This window comes from Nicoliella sp. ESL1113, from assembly GCF_058509245.1.
Map to the genome: position 1 here is coordinate 128,462 of NZ_CP196387.1, position 16,552 is coordinate 145,013.

The 16,552-nt window shown below is 38.0% G+C and carries 16 protein-coding genes; 8 read left to right on the forward strand and 8 right to left on the reverse strand.

All coding sequences use genetic code 11. The features are described from left to right. Position 1 precedes the first annotated feature (1 nt). Positions 2 to 520 carry a GNAT family N-acetyltransferase gene (locus ACSYTJ_RS00615; protein ID WP_491719880.1) on the forward strand — a complete coding sequence of 173 codons (519 nt, stop codon included), beginning with the start codon at positions 2 to 4 and terminating at the stop codon, positions 518 to 520. 29 nt (positions 521 to 549) lie between these two features. On the opposite strand, the gene ACSYTJ_RS00620 is transcribed toward ACSYTJ_RS00615, so the two are convergent. Then, positions 550 to 1,341: a DUF4811 domain-containing protein gene (locus ACSYTJ_RS00620; protein ID WP_491719881.1), complete on the reverse strand. Its 792-nt coding sequence runs from the start codon at positions 1,339 to 1,341 to the stop codon at positions 550 to 552. Between the two features lie 13 nt (positions 1,342 to 1,354). Then, complete coding sequence (locus tag ACSYTJ_RS00625) at positions 1,355 to 2,797, reverse strand: MDR family MFS transporter (protein ID WP_491719882.1); 1,443 nt, start codon at positions 2,795 to 2,797, stop codon at positions 1,355 to 1,357. 134 nt (positions 2,798 to 2,931) lie between these two features. Between ACSYTJ_RS00625 and ACSYTJ_RS00630 the strand changes: the two genes are divergently transcribed. After that, positions 2,932 to 3,519 (forward strand): TetR/AcrR family transcriptional regulator, encoded by a 588-nt coding sequence (locus ACSYTJ_RS00630; protein WP_491719883.1) that lies wholly within the window; start codon positions 2,932 to 2,934, stop codon positions 3,517 to 3,519. A 154-nt stretch (positions 3,520 to 3,673) separates the two neighbouring features. Here the strand turns inward: ACSYTJ_RS00630 and ACSYTJ_RS00635 are convergent, their stop codons facing one another. Further along, complete coding sequence (locus ACSYTJ_RS00635; RefSeq protein WP_491719884.1) at positions 3,674 to 4,009, reverse strand: ArsR/SmtB family transcription factor; 336 nt, start codon at positions 4,007 to 4,009, stop codon at positions 3,674 to 3,676. Positions 4,010 to 4,343: 334 nt separating this feature from the next. On the opposite strand from ACSYTJ_RS00635, the gene ACSYTJ_RS00640 reads away from it, so the two are divergent. From ACSYTJ_RS00640 to ACSYTJ_RS00665, 6 genes are all read left to right on the forward strand, one after another. Continuing rightward, positions 4,344 to 6,095, forward strand: coding sequence for a DUF262 domain-containing protein (locus tag ACSYTJ_RS00640; RefSeq protein WP_491719885.1), 1,752 nt, complete (start codon positions 4,344 to 4,346; stop codon positions 6,093 to 6,095). 16 nt (positions 6,096 to 6,111) lie between these two features. Then, a complete protein-coding gene (locus tag ACSYTJ_RS00645) occupies positions 6,112 to 7,953 on the forward strand; it encodes a DUF262 domain-containing protein (RefSeq protein WP_491719886.1) in 1,842 nt (613 codons plus the stop codon). A 104-nt stretch (positions 7,954 to 8,057) separates the two neighbouring features. Next, positions 8,058 to 8,699 carry a JAB domain-containing protein gene (locus ACSYTJ_RS00650; RefSeq protein WP_491719887.1) on the forward strand — a complete coding sequence of 214 codons (642 nt, stop codon included), beginning with the start codon at positions 8,058 to 8,060 and terminating at the stop codon, positions 8,697 to 8,699. Positions 8,700 to 9,110: 411 nt separating this feature from the next. Beyond that, positions 9,111 to 9,812, forward strand: a complete 702-nt coding sequence (locus tag ACSYTJ_RS00655) for a hypothetical protein (protein WP_491719888.1) — start codon at positions 9,111 to 9,113, stop codon at positions 9,810 to 9,812. A gap of 54 nt (positions 9,813 to 9,866) precedes the next feature. Continuing rightward, entirely contained in the window at positions 9,867 to 10,100 is a 234-nt protein-coding gene (locus tag ACSYTJ_RS00660) for an SHOCT domain-containing protein (protein WP_491719889.1), read from the forward strand. Between the two features lie 171 nt (positions 10,101 to 10,271). After that, positions 10,272 to 11,165: a tyrosine-protein phosphatase gene (locus ACSYTJ_RS00665; protein WP_491719890.1), complete on the forward strand. Its 894-nt coding sequence runs from the start codon at positions 10,272 to 10,274 to the stop codon at positions 11,163 to 11,165. Positions 11,166 to 11,224: 59 nt separating this feature from the next. On the opposite strand, the gene argD is transcribed toward ACSYTJ_RS00665, so the two are convergent. The 5 genes from argD to argF are packed head-to-tail and all read right to left on the reverse strand — an operon-like array spanning position 11,225 to position 16,395. Beyond that, positions 11,225 to 12,355, reverse strand: coding sequence for an acetylornithine transaminase (gene argD / locus ACSYTJ_RS00670; RefSeq protein WP_491719891.1), 1,131 nt, complete (start codon positions 12,353 to 12,355; stop codon positions 11,225 to 11,227). A gap of 13 nt (positions 12,356 to 12,368) precedes the next feature. Then, positions 12,369 to 13,094 carry an acetylglutamate kinase gene (gene argB / locus ACSYTJ_RS00675; RefSeq protein ID WP_491716960.1) on the reverse strand — a complete coding sequence of 242 codons (726 nt, stop codon included), beginning with the start codon at positions 13,092 to 13,094 and terminating at the stop codon, positions 12,369 to 12,371. A 5-nt stretch (positions 13,095 to 13,099) separates the two neighbouring features. Beyond that, the gene (gene argJ / locus ACSYTJ_RS00680; protein WP_491719892.1) at positions 13,100 to 14,287 is read right to left on the reverse strand and encodes a bifunctional glutamate N-acetyltransferase/amino-acid acetyltransferase ArgJ; all 1,188 of its coding nucleotides are present in this window, start codon (positions 14,285 to 14,287) and stop codon (positions 13,100 to 13,102) included. Positions 14,288 to 14,298: 11 nt separating this feature from the next. Continuing rightward, positions 14,299 to 15,327, reverse strand: a complete 1,029-nt coding sequence (argC, locus tag ACSYTJ_RS00685; RefSeq protein ID WP_491719893.1) for an N-acetyl-gamma-glutamyl-phosphate reductase — start codon at positions 15,325 to 15,327, stop codon at positions 14,299 to 14,301. Between the two features lie 21 nt (positions 15,328 to 15,348). Beyond that, positions 15,349 to 16,395, reverse strand: a complete 1,047-nt coding sequence (gene argF / locus ACSYTJ_RS00690) for an ornithine carbamoyltransferase (RefSeq protein ID WP_491719894.1) — start codon at positions 16,393 to 16,395, stop codon at positions 15,349 to 15,351. Positions 16,396 to 16,552: the final 157 nt, after the last annotated feature.

Genomic DNA, 16,552 nt, shown 5'->3' on the forward strand with positions numbered 1-16,552 from the left:
AATGGCTGATGTTTATATTCGGAAGGGTACACTATCTGACTTGCCAGCAATTATGCAGGTCATTAATGATGCTAAGCAGTTATTAAAGGAAAGTGGGAGCACCCAGTGGCAAGCTGGCTATCCATACGAATCGACTTTACAAGCAGATATTGAAAATGGGATTAACTACGTCTTAATTGATGCTGGAGAGATTGCGGGAACGGCATCGTTACTATTTGATGTTGAACCCACTTACCATGATATTGACGGAGCTTGGCAAAAGCCGACCGATCGCTATTCAACGATTCATCGGATTGCAATTGCCAGTAAGTTTCGTGGTCAGCACCTTAGTTCCTACTTTCTATCCAACCTAATTACGGTGACTGCCATTAATGGGATTCAAAATGTTCGTTTTGATACTCATCGACTGAATAAGGCAATGCAAGCTGCTGGAGAGCGTTTTGATTTTAAATACCGCGGGATTGTTGAAGTTAATAATACTGATGATCCAAAGCGCTTAGCTTACGAATTGAATCTATAAAAAAGACGTGCATTGCACGTCTTTTTTGATTATTCTTGAATTGATTTGAGCATCGTCTTAATTTGCGCAGTTTTCTTTTGCACTAGTTGTTCCTGGAATTCAGCAGCAGCTTGTTTGGCTAATTTTTGTTGAGCTGCTTTATTGGTCGCTAATTTTGGATTAGCTGTTACCGCAGCTTTAACCTTTGCTTGAACGTATGCTTGGGCTTGTTGTTTCAATGCTGCTTCTTGTTGCTTAGCGCTTGCTCCTGATTGAGCCTTTTTCAATTGATTGCTAAGTTGTTGAGCTTGGTTCTTAGAAATGTGGATCCAACTCTTTGGAATATAGAAGGTGTTGACCCGTTTAACGATCTTAAAGTCGCTCTTGTCATTGCCTAACTTCCAATCGTTGATCCCAAACCAGAACTTACCTGCTTTGGTGAACTCCCAATTAGTAGTAGCAGTCTTTAAAGTCGCCTTATCACCACTTACATATTTGATCTTATTAGTGGTAAATTCATCAATTTGAGTATGACTAGGGGTCTTTTGATCCTTGGTCTTTTTGTAAGTTTGGACATCATGCTTCTTTTCGGTCCCCAAGTTTTGGTAAACCATTAGATTCAGACCGTTATTGCTATTGGTAGCATAGATTTGCTTTGAATGAGTGGTTGTTTTCTTTTCCATCATGAAGTGGTTATTGTCATTAGCGATCGAAGCCCATGTTGAGCCAAAGAGAATTACTAAACAAATCGCGGTTAATAATGATCTCAATGGAATGTTTTTAACGTATACAAAACTAATGAACGTTCCGAATACACCAATTAATAGTGTAACTAGTATCATTTCAAATTCCTCCCTACTTAGCTTTCTTCTTGTCAGTTAAGAAGAATGTTACGATTAAACCGAGCACACAGAATACCGCTGCGAACAGGAATGCAGCATGGTATCCATCGATGACAGCACTAATTGCTTTTACCTTGTATGCAATTGGGTTTTCAGTCAAGAGGTGGTGAGCTGGTTTAGCATTTGAAGTAACGTTGGAAAGAATTGATACAATGATTGCTGATCCAATTGAACCACCAATTTGCCGAACGGTGTTGTTAGCAGCGGTCCCATCAGAGATTAAATCATTTGGTAGAGCGTTCATTCCGTAAGTAGTTACGGGCATCAATACCATTGCAATCCCAATCATTCTAAGGGTGTAGAATGACACGATGAACATAACTGGGGTGGTAGCATTTAGATACATAAATGGAATTGTTCCAACGGTTAGTAATAAGACCCCAACCATTGCTAATCTTCTAGCACCGAATTTATCGAAGGCCTTTCCAGTGATTGGACTCATTAATGCCATCATCAATGCCCCAATTAGTAATTTTAATCCTGAATCAAGTGCGCTTAATCCATGCACATTTTGGAAGTAAATTGGTAGAATGGTTTCAACCCCGAACATCGCAATCATCATGATCGTACTTAAGATGGTTCCAAGGGTGAAGCGAGGGTACTTGAAGACCCGCATTTCTAGGAATGGTTTCTTGAGCTTGAGTTCCCGCCAAACGAAGATGGCTACCACGATTGCACCAATGATTAAGGATGAGATTACCTTTGTTGATCCCCAACCATCGTTACCAACGGATGAGAAACCATAAAGTAAGCCCCCGAAACCAACTGTTGAAAGCACGATTGAAACGATGTCAATCTTTTCCTTGGTAGTTGGCAATACTGGCCGCATGAATAAAATCCCCAAGATAATAACAGCGATGATGATTGGAATTTCCATTCCAAATAAATCACGCCAGTTAAATGAATCGACGATCCAACCTGAAAGGGTAGGCCCGATTGCTGGGGCAACCCCAACGACGATTCCGACGAGTCCCAATGCAGCTCCCCGTTTTTCAGGCGGGAAGAGTGAGAACATGATCGTTTGTAGTAATGGCATCATGATCCCAGTTCCGAATGCTTGGATGATCCGTCCTACGAATAGGGTCCCAAAGTTCGGAGCAACGTAGGCAACGATACAACCGATTAAAAAGACGGTCATGGCTCCTACGAACAACCATTTAGTGTTGATTCGCCGACCTAGGAAACCAGAAATCGGAATCATAATCCCGTTTACCATTAAAAATCCAGTTGTAAGCCATTGGACAGTTGACGTGTTAATGTCAAAAGCGGTCATTAGCTTAGGAAGGGCAGTAGTCAATAACATTTGTGAAAGGACACACGCAAATGTCCCAACTAGCAGGATGGCCGAGATAAGACCAGTCCCGCCACTTTTAGCGTTATTATTTTCTTTACTCATTTTTTTACTCCTTTTATGATTATTGGTACATTCATTTTATGTTTTGATTAAACTTAATACAATCATTAAAATTAATCATTTTGTTGCATTTTGAGATTATAAGTTTAGAATTTATTTCATAGAGGTGATTTAGAATGCCCCATTATCAAAATAAACGATTGAAAACCGATGAATTGATCATCAAAAGTATGATTGTGATCGCAAAACAAAAGGGACTGAATAAGGTATCCGTAAGTGATATTATCACTGAAGCTGGCATCAACCGAAGCACTTTTTACCGTCATTTTGTTGATAAGTATGATTTGATCGAAAAGGCTGAGCAAATGCTTTTGAATCGAATTTATGAACACCGCAATCGAATGTTAAAGGAGAAACACTATCAATTTAGCATCAATAATCGAATGGCTGTTTTTGATACTTTACTAACCGTGATCGATAATAATCGAGATGATATTTCTTTTTTTATGAGTGAACATGGTGATCATAATTTTGGTTTTAAAATGGTAGAACTATTTTTAAAAATGACCTATGAATCTTGGGATTCACTAATCCCAAATAAAAATGACCGTTATAAGAAGATGTTTGCCTATTATACGGCTGGCTCAATTTTATCGATAATTAGATTGTGGCTTGATCATAATGATGAATATTCTAAGCAGGACGTTTTATACTTTATAATGAAAATTAGAGTCAGTGAGCTTAAAAATATTGAAATGGATTAGAAAATAAAAAGCACCCGCTAATCGTTAGATAAATAGTGGGTGCTTCATTAATAATAAATGATAGTTAAAATAACGTTATCATCCAATGTTTCACGTGTAACAATTTTAAATTCACATTACGCTTTACTGCCAAGTTGGGTGCGTTTGATTATGGCTACTTTCCGTGTCCAACCCCACGCATAACATGATCAGAATGTTCAACTGCTTCATTAATAATGTCAAAAATATGCGGATCATCAACTTTATATTCTTTGGACTTGCCAACTTGCTTGACGCTGACCAGTTGAAAGTCACGCAAAATTTTTAATTGATGCGAAACGGCTGATTGCTCAAGTCCTAGGGCAGCCACCAATTGGTTCACCGTTTTAGCCTCGTTATCTAACAGGTATAAGATTTTTAAACGGTTAACGTTACTAAGCATTTTAAAGATAGCTTGAACTTCTAATAAATGTTGTTCGTCAATTTTAAATTTCGAGTTCAAATGAATCACCCCTCATATTAATAATATATTATCAAAAATTGCAATTGCAAAACAACTTCTTAAAGAATGTTAAAAGAAATTTACATTGCCTTAATTCCTTTCGTTTATGGCAAAAATATAGTATCATTATTGATATACCAGTATGTTAATACAGGACAATATTAATTCATGGTATATCTAAGGTCGATTCTCCATCAGGGAATTAGGCCTTTTTTTCGTGCCTTCAAATATTCCAAACTATTTTCATCCTTGATCTAGCACACTGGATCTAACTTTGATAAAATTTATTTAGATAGAATGAATACAGTTGATCCAAAAAAATATATACATATGGGGTGTAAAAATGGATTTTAGAGAAAAGGTTAATCCAAGTGTGCAGAGTATTTCCGATGTTTTTAGTATGAATCGTTATCGGATTCCTAGTTATCAACGGGGTTATTCATGGGAAGATGACCAAGTTTTAGATCTGTGGGAAGATTTGATGGAAGTCGTAGATGGGGCTCGTGATTCTCACTTCTTTGGTCAGTTAGTAACTTTTGATACGGAAGATAGTCGTCAAGAGATTATAGATGGACAACAAAGAATCACTACCAGCCAATTGTTACTTGCCGTGATCAGTAAGCATGCCAATCAAATTCAAAACGAATTATTTGATAATAATAATGATACAAATCGAAACTTGATTGGTTTAATTACTACCATTACATCAGCGTTGAATAATGCTTTAGATAGTGGGAATCGATTAACGATTAGTAAGTCTAGCGACGAAAGCGGCGTCCAGGATGCTTTCAATAATTTGTTGCGCAATGGACTTGTTATTAATAATCCTTCATCTAATAAGGCCATTAATAACATGAAGAATACCTATCAAAAATTTGATACTAAAATTAGTGGCGAATTGAAAAAGATGAACTTAATGGAGCAAGCTAAACGCTTGAGTGCCATTTATGATGCATTTTACAATCGCTTTTATGTTGTGAAGGTTCTAGCACCCAATAGACAGGATGCGTTTACGATTTTCCAAACTTTAAATAGTCGCGGAGCTGACTTAACTGCATCTGATATTATCAAGAGTCACATTATTTCCCTAATGAGTGTTAATAATGGCGAACCCAACCAATCAAGTGGCTCTGAATCGGCAAGTTCCGAATGGAATATTGTTGATAGAACCCTGGGCAGTGATAGTAAAAAAATCAATAATTTTATTCGCTCCTATTGGGGAGCAAAGGTTGCCCATGTAACTGAAAATAAATTGTATCGTAAGGTCATTAAAGCAATAAACACGCAAGCGGATGCGCAAGAATTTCTAAAAGAAACCTCTGACTTAGTACATCTATACAAGTTGTTGAAGGACTATGGCAATCGGAAGGAATATAAAAATCCGCGAATTAATTACATCTTAAGTATTTTAAGTAAGGCTAATTTTACCCTTTACTATCCAATTATGCTCTCACTAGCACATAATAAATTTTCTGAAGATACGATCCTAAGGGTGCTATATAAGATAATTTCTATATTTGTAAGGTATCGTTTAATTTGCAACAAGACGACGAATTCATTGGAAAATGGTTTTTCAAATGTAGCAATTAAAATCTGGAACGGTGAGTTGAATAATTCGGATGCAATCGTAGCAGATTTGAATCGATATAACGTTAGCGACAATGAAGTTAATTCTTCATTCACTAACTGTCATAAGGAGGGTTCTTCAACTGGTCAAAAACGTTGGGTTTTAGATTATTTGTTAGCTAGTATTTATGAATCCACTTTTGAAGATGTTTTCAAATCAGACATTGAAATGTATGATACTGTTTTTGCCAAAAATGATTACGTCCCAATGCATATTAATGAAGAAATTGAACCTGAGGATCTGAGAAACTACCTGGGGAATTGGGTAATTATAGAAAATACGATTTATTCAAATCCATCTAAAAAATATAATATTCAAGAAACGGTGGCAATGCTTGAAAAATCTAGTTTGAAATCTAATAAAAGACTAGCTGATCAAATTAAGAACAATGATTATCAATGGAACCTATCAGATATTGAAAAAATGCAAAAAGAATTAGGTAAAAATGTAACTAGTATCTGGTATTAAAGTGGGGAGATATTAAATGAGTAATTATGATTATAAAAACTTATCTTATTCTAAGGATTTAAGAGATATTCAAATTCCCAAGTTTCAACGTTCATTAGTTTGGAAAAAGCATCAAAAAATTGATTTATTGACTACTTTGCATCGTGATTTTCCATTCGGTTCCCTGCTTATTACCCCGATTCAGGGAAGGGATAAGAAGTATAATTTGCTCGATGGGCAACAACGCCTATCTACAATTAAGGATTATGATAATAACAAGATCAAATATTGGAAGGAACTGGATAAGCAACATTATTTAGACTTATTTAATCGATTCAACCAAATTTTAAAGGAAACTGATGTTAAACCGCTTAAGCAAAAGGACTTTGACTCATTAATTGATAATGAATCAGAGGTTAGTCATTGGCGGAAAGACATGATTGAAAAGGTTAAACTAGAAGATAATGACGAAAAGCGGATTAAACTTTATGAGGCGTTCGATGAAACCATTTTGCCCTTTATTAATCGTGTGAACGCTGAAGTGAGGGACTATATTGACTTAGACCATTTAGATATTCCAGTCCTAGAATTTACTGGCGATGAGGTTGACCTACCAGAAGTATATGAGAATCTAAATAAGGGTGGGGTCCCATTAAATAAGTATGAAATATTGAGTGCTTCTTGGTTTGATGAAAAGATTGTTATTCCTGAAAAAAGTTTACATGGAAATGAAATATTAAACTTAGTCAAAAATTACTATAATGAATTAATTCAAGATGGCACTTTTGCAATTTCTGATTTTTCGGAAGATGATATCACAAGGACTCGGGAGATAAACCTAGCTGAATTCGCCAAGACGTTGGGGGCGTTGGTCGTAAACAACTTGCCAGCACTGATTAAATCCACTTCTTCGGTGATTGATGAAATTGGCTTTGGCTTAATGGGCATTATTACAAATGTCGATAATAAGCGGATCGCAATCATTCATAATAAAAAGGACTTCATTCAAAAAAACATTAATCCCATTGTTGATAAAGCGTATGTATTTGCAAAGCGAATTAATGCGATGTTCGAGAGAATCCTAAATAAAAATATTTTTTACTCCGACGATGGGCATGCTAAAAAAGATGAGTATGCATATGGTTTATCATCAACATTTAAAGTTCTTTCCTATTTTGCTAGTATGTGGAATTTAGATGAAAGCGATGTTAAGAAAACGCTAGACAATATTCCGGCGTATTATGTATATGATAGTATTGCTAAGGTATGGAACGGGCATGGTGATACGCGGTTATTTGATTACTATAGTAGTAATATGCGTAGGAACTACCTTGAGCCGATTGATACCAAAACATTTCAGACTGCATTTAAAGCATGGATTATAGACAATCCCAATGTTCATGTTAAATTTAACGATGAAGTGAGAGCGCTAATTACGATTCACGCTAACTTAACGTACCTTAAATCTGGGGTGCCAACATCTGAAGACTACGAATTTGAGCACGTGATCCCAAGGGCGCGGATTCTTAAATATGATGCAAAGCCAAATTTTACGCATATTGCTAGTTTAGGGAATGGGATGTTTTTACCCAAAAAATTAAATAATAAAAAAAGTTCTAATACGCTATATGAATATAATATTAAAAATCCAAACTTTGACTACAGTTCTTTAATTAAGGAATCTGATTATTTTTCAAAGAATCAATTTAATAAAATTTTTCTGGAACTTGAGAATAAACAGTTTAATCAAGTTAACGAATTAATTGACAAGCGTTCTGAAGAAATGGCGAAAAGCATTATTGAGGGATTGGATGCACGGAATAATGTATTTCATCGGACTGCTCCTGAACAGGATTCTAACAAGTTAAGCCGCTATTAGGATTGAAAAAATTTATAAGTGTAATTCCCGACATTTTGCCTGAACTCGTGTATAATAAAAAACAGTCGCGCTTCTAAGGATTTTGTGAAGGAGAATGATTATATATGGCAAACTTATCAGATTCCCAGATTTTACAGTCACTTTTGCATTTAAGCGATCAGCAGGTTGAAACTGCATTTAAGCATAATCCGAACCTGCTGCAGCTAATTGCCACAAAACATTTAGACCGTTCATATTTAAATGATGAACAGCTTGAACAGTGGAAACTGATCCGTCAGCTATATTACCGTTGTAATGACGAATCACTTAACTTTGGTCGAAAACTAATTGACATTGATGACTTCACTGATCGATTAAAGCAATATTATCACGGGAAACGTTATGAAGAAGCCATTGTATACGGCATTCAGGGTGATGGTAAATTAGTCGATTATGTATCCGTTGGAAACGGGAGAGGTGAAAAGGCGGTCATTAACGTCCAAGAAATTGTTGAATTCGCTGCTGAATCACGTTCTGATGCGATTGTTTTTGTTCACAATCACCCATCACCAGTAGATAGCGCTGAGCCTTCTAAAGATGATATTGAGACCATGAAACTTATAAAGCAGGTCCTTGATATCTGTGGCGTTCCATTAATTGATAGTATTATCTTTTCTGGGAATGATAGCTACTCCTTTGCGCTTGAAACTGACCTTCTTGGTAAGAACTTTAAGGGACATTCAAGACATTCAAAGGGGGACGCCTAGTTTGCTCACGCACCTAAAAAATGTATTTGGCAGACCGGTTATTATCATCTATGCATTAATGGCTGGAATCATTCACTTTATTTTATTACAAATTCCGTTTAACTTCGGTGGTAAACTAATGCCTAGTAATATGATGTTGATGGTTAATATGATTTGCTTTCCATTCTGTTATATGGATCTTAAAGTAATCCCAAATTTAAAGCTTGAAGAAATGTGGCATGATTTCAGATTATGTTTGAAAGATCCCGATAAATATGGGACATTTTTTAAGTGGTACCTGATATGCATACTATCAATTCCAGTTTATCTGTGTTCATTCTTCTTAGGACCACTAGTAGTCATCCTAGAGATTATTAATTACTTAATTATACGTCGAGAATCTAATCAAGGTAAGTAAGGGAGCGGACTATATTGAGAAAAAATGACAATATCTATATTTTGGTTGTAACTGATGATGATGGATCGATTTCGATGCCAATGGAACTTACCGTTGGAGCTGATGGGGTTAACATCCCACCCTACGTTGTATCTGCATTTGCAGTTAAAGCTAAAGACGGCATAATTAGAATTCCATTGAGCGAAGTTGGTGAAATCAAGACTGCTGAATTGAACGAAGATGCTATGATTAAGCGCCGACTTGATGGATATCGGCCATTTTTTGCAAGTACATCCACTGAAGTTGCCCGCTTCTTTTTGAGTAAGGACAGATTAGATCATCGTAAGTTAAACTATTTGGTATACCTTGCCTTTGTTGAATATCTAATGGTCCATAATCATAGCAAGGACAATATTAAAAAACTTTTGTTCAGCCGCAGCATTTCAGTTGAAGGGTATGGCCCTAATTGCCTGCGTCAATTGTCTGTCTCCAAAGATATTCATGGAAATTATCGGCAGCTTGATCCAAATCATGCTGATGATGGACTAGATAGCGACATCATTAACATATTGAATCGGGTTTGGCATCGTTATCAAAATGCCAACGCCGATAAGTTGGAGAAGTTGATTGCGGGGACCTATGCAATGACGTTTGCATGGTTTAGTCAAGGTGAATTAGATATTAATACCATGAATCCGAATGACATCTACCAATGTTATGATGAAGATAAACGATAATTTACTGTTTGGCTGTATCCATATATAATATAGATAAATGGGGGGAGATTTTTAATGCTATACGCAATTATAATTATTTTAGCAATTCTCTTCGGAATTTATATTTGGAGAGCTAGTAAGCATCAACAACGGCAAGCTGAAAAGGTTCAGCATCGGGTTGATGTGATTAAAGATAGTGATGATAATGACGTTCAATTAAAGCACTTGAAGCAACTGCTTGATTCGGGTGCGATTGATCGTGAAGACTATCAACAATCAAAACAAAAAATCTTAAAAAATAAAATTTAATAATTAGAAGATTGGCTGATGAGTATTGCTCGTCAGTCGATTTTTATTTACGGATATAGTTGTAAAAAAATTATTTTGCAATTTAATACATTACTTTTACAATCTATTTACTTTAAATTTAAAATGGTTGGCTATAATGAAGACATCATAAACTTAGGAGTGAAAGAGAAAATGATAAAGCCATTCAAAAAATTTGTGTTTGTTTCTGCAACCTCGTTGACCTTATTCGCCAGTGTTACTCCCTCACTAATTAACGCCGTTACCACTACTGCTAATGCTAGTTCAATTAGCACCCTTAAAAAGCAAGCTGGAAAGCAAATTAAGCTTTCTGGAGCTGTTAACGTTCGTGATCTTGGTGGTTACACTAATAGTAAGGGTCAAACCATCAAGGCCAAGAAGTTGATTAGAAGTGCCCAATTGAACAACTTAACTAAGGGCGATATTAAGAAGTTAACAGATACATATCATGTTGGCGTCGATGTCGACTTTAGAACTCCCAAGGAAGTTGCTAAAGCCAAAGATCCTAAAATCAAGGGCGTTAAGTACGTTAAGGCCCCAGTAGTTTCAGACAAGGAAAACGAAGAAGACATCAAGGTTTATAATAAGGATGGTGAAAAGGGAATGATTCTCTACTACACCTACTTTATTAACAAAACCGGACGGACTGAATATCGGAAATTATTTAATGAATTATTGAGTGCTCCTGATAATAAAGCCGTTCTTTACCACTGTAGTTACGGAAAGGATCGGACTGGTTTCGCCACTGCATTAATTTTAACTGCATTAGGTTTTGATAAGAAGACCATCTACAAGGACTATCTTCTTTCCAACAAGTACCGTGCAGCTGCTACTAAGGCTGACTTAGCTGAAATGAAGAAGAATGGTTCATCCGCTAAGGATATTAAGAATGAATACTACAACGATATCGTTGAAAAGCCATATCTTGATAAGGCTTATTCACTTGCTGAAAAGAAATATGGTTCAATGATGGGCTACTTGAAGAAGGGGCTCGGTCTTACGAATGCTGATATTCAAAAGCTACAAAGCAAATATTTAACCAAGTAATTATTAACTAATCCATTTAAAAAAGCATTGCAGGATTTTATTCCTTGCAATGCTTTTTATTATCCAATTGCTTTTTTAATTTTCGCAACTGCATCTGCTAATGCAGCTTCGTCAATAATTAATGGTGGTAATAATCTTAACGTGTTGCCCCGTGCAGAGAGGGTTAATACTCCATCATCTTGGAGTTTCTTGATTACATCGCCGACCTTAACATCATCAGTCAAATGAATTCCGATCATTAAACCAGTGCCAGAAATAATTTTAACGTGATCGAGTGGTTTGATTTCATTATTTAGCATTTCAGCTAATTTAGCACCCTTAGCTTGAACCGTTGCTAAAAATTCTGGAGTTAGTTGGTCTAAAACAGCGTTTGCTGATGCCATAACGACCTTGTTGCCACCAAAGGTATTTCCATGGTCACCAGGTTGAAAGGCCTTTGCAACGGATTCCTTAGCCAACATTGCACCAACGGGGAGCCCATTGGCAAGTCCCTTAGCAACCGTAATGATGTCTGGTTGTAAGTCGAATTGTTCGAATGCGAACTTGTATCCAGTCCGTCCCATCCCTGATTGCACTTCATCAATGATCAAGAGGGTGTTGGTTTCATGACACTTAGCTTGAACGGCTTGTAGCCATTTTTTATTACCAACGTTAACGCCACCTTCACCTTGAACGACTTCTAAGATGACTGCGGCAGTTTCTTCAGTAATCGCTGCTAATGAAGCATCGTCATTGTATTCTTCGAACTTAATGTCTGGAACCAATGCAGCGAAGCCATCCTTAATGTGAGGGTAGCCAGTCATGGAAAGTGATCCGTAGGTCCGACCATGGAATCCAAAGTTGAAGGCAACGATTTGGGATTTGCCAGTGGCTTTCCGTGCTAACTTCATTGCAGCTTCGTTGGCTTCGGTACCAGAGTTACAGAAGAATGCTTGATAACCTTTTGGACAAAGCTTTTCAGCTACTTGTTCAGCCTTGCTATTGACATATAGATTAGAGATATGCCAGATGTGGTCAACTTGTTTTTTAACGGCATCCTTAACCTGTTGGTTACTGTAACCGAGGTTACAGACCCCGATTCCAGAAGTTAAATCAATGTATTCCTTGCCGTTTTGATCGATTAAATGGTAGTCATGACCATCAACTGGTTCGATCGGAAATTGTGCGTATGTGTTAATTAAACTTGTCATTAAATATTTCCTCCTAATTTACGATTGCGGTGCCGACTTTACTTAAGTCGTTCGTGATTGAGACGTGCTTGATGCCATTATCAACGGCCTTGAATGCAGCATTGACCTTTGGAATCATCCCGTTAACTAGCTTTTGGCTTTCAACGAGTTTAACTGCGGTTTGGTGGTCGAGTTGACTTAACACCTCGTCATCTAGCATTACCCCAGGAACGTCAGTTAATAGGATCAATTGGTCGGCATTGACCATGCTAGCAATTGCTTCGGCAGCCATGTCGGCATTCACATTGAGCTTTTGGCCTTCCGGACCAATGGCGATGGATGAGCAAAGACCAACTGATTGGTATGTCATCACATCGATGTAGTTCGCCTTGACCTGATTGATTGCACCAACTTCACCATAGGTAGCTTTATCAATGTAGTCACCCAATAAAAATGGGTAGTTATCAGAATTCATCATAGTACTTTTAATGCCGTGGGCGCTAAACTGTTTGTGAAGTTCTGGTTGAATGATGCGGTTTAAAACGTTGCTCGTAATGTCCATCATCTGTTCATTAGTGACCCGAATCCCGTTGATTTTATGGGCTGGTTGACCGATGAATTTACCACATTCAGAAATGAGGTTACCCCCACCGTGAACGATTAAGACCTGTTCGCCTTGTTCTTGAAGGGTCTTAATTGAGTTGAAAAAGTCTGTGGTTAAGTTTTTAACCATGTTACCACCAATTTTAATTACGATCATAATCATTACTCCTCGTATGCTGCGTTGATTTCAACGTATTTATAAGTTAAATCACAGCCCCATGCAACGCCGCTGTAATTACCAGCAGCTAGATCTACTGTGATGTTAATTTCATCATTGCCTAGTTGTTTTCTAAGTGCATCCATGTCGATATCTTGAAGTTGACTGTTCTTAACGACTTCGGTGCCTTCAATGCTAATCGCTAATTGGTCCAGGCTGATCTTAGCTTCGGTCTGGCCAAGGGCTTGAACGATTCTTCCCCAGTTAGCATCTTCACCGAAAATCATCGCCTTGATTAAGTTGGAGCCAACGATTGCTCTTGCAACGTGGTTGGCATCTACTTGACTAGCAGCATGGTTAACGTCTGCTTCGATTAGTTTGGATGATCCTTCTCCATCACGGGCAACTAACTTTGCGAGGCCAGTGAGGACATAGTTGAATGCGTTCACGAATTCATTGAATTCTGGATGGGTAGCATTGAGGGGGTGATTACCCGCTTCACCATTAGCAAGGGCGATTACCATGTCATTGGTGGACATACAACCGTCAACTGTAATTTGGTTGAATGAATTTACGATCTTAGCACTGAGGATCGATTGGAGGACTGATCCTTCAATGTTTGCATCGGTCGAAATAAAGCTAAGGGTGGTTCCCATGTTCGGATGAATCATTCCTGACCCCTTGGCAAACCCAGTGACGGTTACGGTTTGACCATCAATTTCAGTTTCGACACAAACCTTCTTGGAAGTGGTATCTGTGGTAATGATTGCTTCTGGAGCGTCCGTGCTATCAGAGAGGGTGAGATGATTTAATCCATTTTCGATAACGTCCATTTGCAGTTGCTTGCCAATGATTCCAGTGGAGGCAATTCCGATTTCATCTGGTTTTACATTGAGTTTATCTGCAACCCACTTGGCTTCGGTGTTCACGTTTTGAATTCCCTGTTCGCCAGTAAATGAGTTTGCGTTCCCACTGTTGACCACGACGGCCTTTAGCTGATGCTTAGCATTAATGTGTTGCTTAGTTACTTGAACGGGGGCTGCTTGAAATTGATTCTTGGTGTAGACCCCAGCTGCAGCACATGGTTGATCAGAAACGAGCCAACACATGTCTAATTTCTGATCAGCTTTAAACCCAGCGTGAACGGCACCAGATTGGAAGCCCTTAGGCCATTTAAATGCGATGATTTTCATATTGGATCCTCCTATGGTAATACTGGGGTTAATTTAAGCCCGTAGTCAGCGTCAAATGCAAAGAGTTGATTGAAGTTTTGGATGGCTTGGCCCGCAGCACCCTTGATCATGTTATCGATCACACTGTCGACCAATAGGTACTTAGTAACGGGGTTGTAACTAAGTCCGATGTGGCATTCATTGGTACCAACGACGCTCTTAACGGTTGGTAATTCGGTTGTAGAAACCTTTACGAATGGATGATCTTTGTACAACTTAGCAAATTGTTCTTGAATCATTTCTTCGCTTATTCCATCTTTAATCTTTACATAGATCGAACTCATAATCCCGCGGTTGAACGGTGCTAGGGTGGTCATGAATTGGATGTGGTCAATCTTTGGATTCCATTGCTTGAGCATTGCCATAATTTCTGGGATGTGCTTATGTTCATTTGGCTTGTAAATTTGCAGGTTATCATGGGCTTGTACGAAGTGGCTTGATTCAGTCAATTTCTTGCCAGCTCCCGATAAGCCAGATTTTGCATCGATGACGATGTTATCAAGATCGGCGATATCCGCCTTGATCAGTGGAGCAAGTCCTAATAGCACTGAAGTAGCGTAACAACCTGGGTTAGCGACGTAATTCTTACCAGGGTTGTTAGTAATATCTGCGAGACCATAATAAGCGTTGTCTAATTCGGTTTGTGGAGCAGCTGGTTTTTGGTACCACTTTTCGTATTCCTTTGGATCCTTTAGCCGAAAGTCGCCTGATAGATCAATTACTGGAAAGTCGGCAGCAAAGAATGGTTCAGCTAGCTTAGAAGTAATGCCAGCTGGTGTTGCAAAGAAAACGGCATCGTTTTCAGTGATGATTTGCTTCGCATCATATGGCTTAACCGCTTTAGTGTAGTAAGCGTATTGTGGGGCTAATGTTTTCAATGGAACGGATTCCTTAAGATCATGTTGATAAATATTGATTTTAATGATGCCGGGATGCTTTTGAAGGAGTCCGAACAATACCATTCCTGCATAACCTGTGATTCCAATAATTGCAACGTTCATTTTAAAACAACCTTTCGATTTCTAAATTTTGGGAATATACATATTACCGAGCGTAGCGGCGATGATGGCCTTGATTCCATGTTTTCTGTTTTCTGCTTCGTCGAATTGGCGAGCGTATTTACTGTTGAAGACTTCATCGGTAATTTCTAATTCACTGAGGTGGTATTTTTCGAAGACTTCTTGGCCCACTTCAGTATTTAAGTCGTGGAATGCTGGGAGACAGTGCATTACGATTAATTTTTCATTATATCCATATATGTTACCGGTCTTTTTGAGGGCACTCATGTTAACTTGGTATGGTTTTAACAGATTGATTCGTTCTTGCCAGTTATCTTCACCCATTGATACCCAAACGTCAGTAGTTACTACGTTGGCACCCTTTAAACCACTGTCAAGATCAGCAGTGATTTCAATTTTAGCACCACTTTCATCGGCATACTTTTGTGCGATTTTGATTACATCGTAGGCAGGGGTTAATTCCTTAGGGCTAACGATGGCAACGTCAATACCAACCATTGCACAACCAACGAGGAGGCTGTGGGCAACGTTGTTACGACCATCACCGAGGTAGGCGAGCTTCACACCCTTGAACGAACCGAAGTTTTCCTTGATCGTGATTAAATCAGGAATCGTTTGGGTAGGGTGCCATTCATCAGTTAGACCGTTCCAAACAGGAACGCCTGAGTACTTAGCCAGTGTTTCAACGTCTGATTGCTTGTAACCACGGAATTCAATTCCGTCATACATACTACCCAATACCTTAGCAGTATCGGCAACTGATTCTTTGTGTGAAAGGTGGATATCATCCTTCCCCAAGAAAACGGGGTTAGCACCAAGCTCAAATGCAGCAGTGGTGAATGCAGATCTAGTTCGTGTTGAATTCTTTTCAAAGATGAGGGCGAGGTTCTTACCTTCAAGGTACTTAGTGTAGTTATTTCGCTTTGCTTCTGCTTTTAAGTGGAGCCCGAAGTCAACTAAGTAGTTCATTTCGCTTGGGGTAAGGTCAGTTTCAGCAAGAATGCTTCTGCCATGGAATTGATTTGAAAAGAAATTGAATTGATTTTGCATAATGATTCCTCCGTTAAATTTAATATACAAGCTATATGTATATAATGTGCTTATTTAGAATTTATATTCATTATATTATCACTAATCATAACATTATTCAACTTTTTTGTGTATTTTTATGCCGTTTTATTTTAATTAATTGTATATATATACTAAT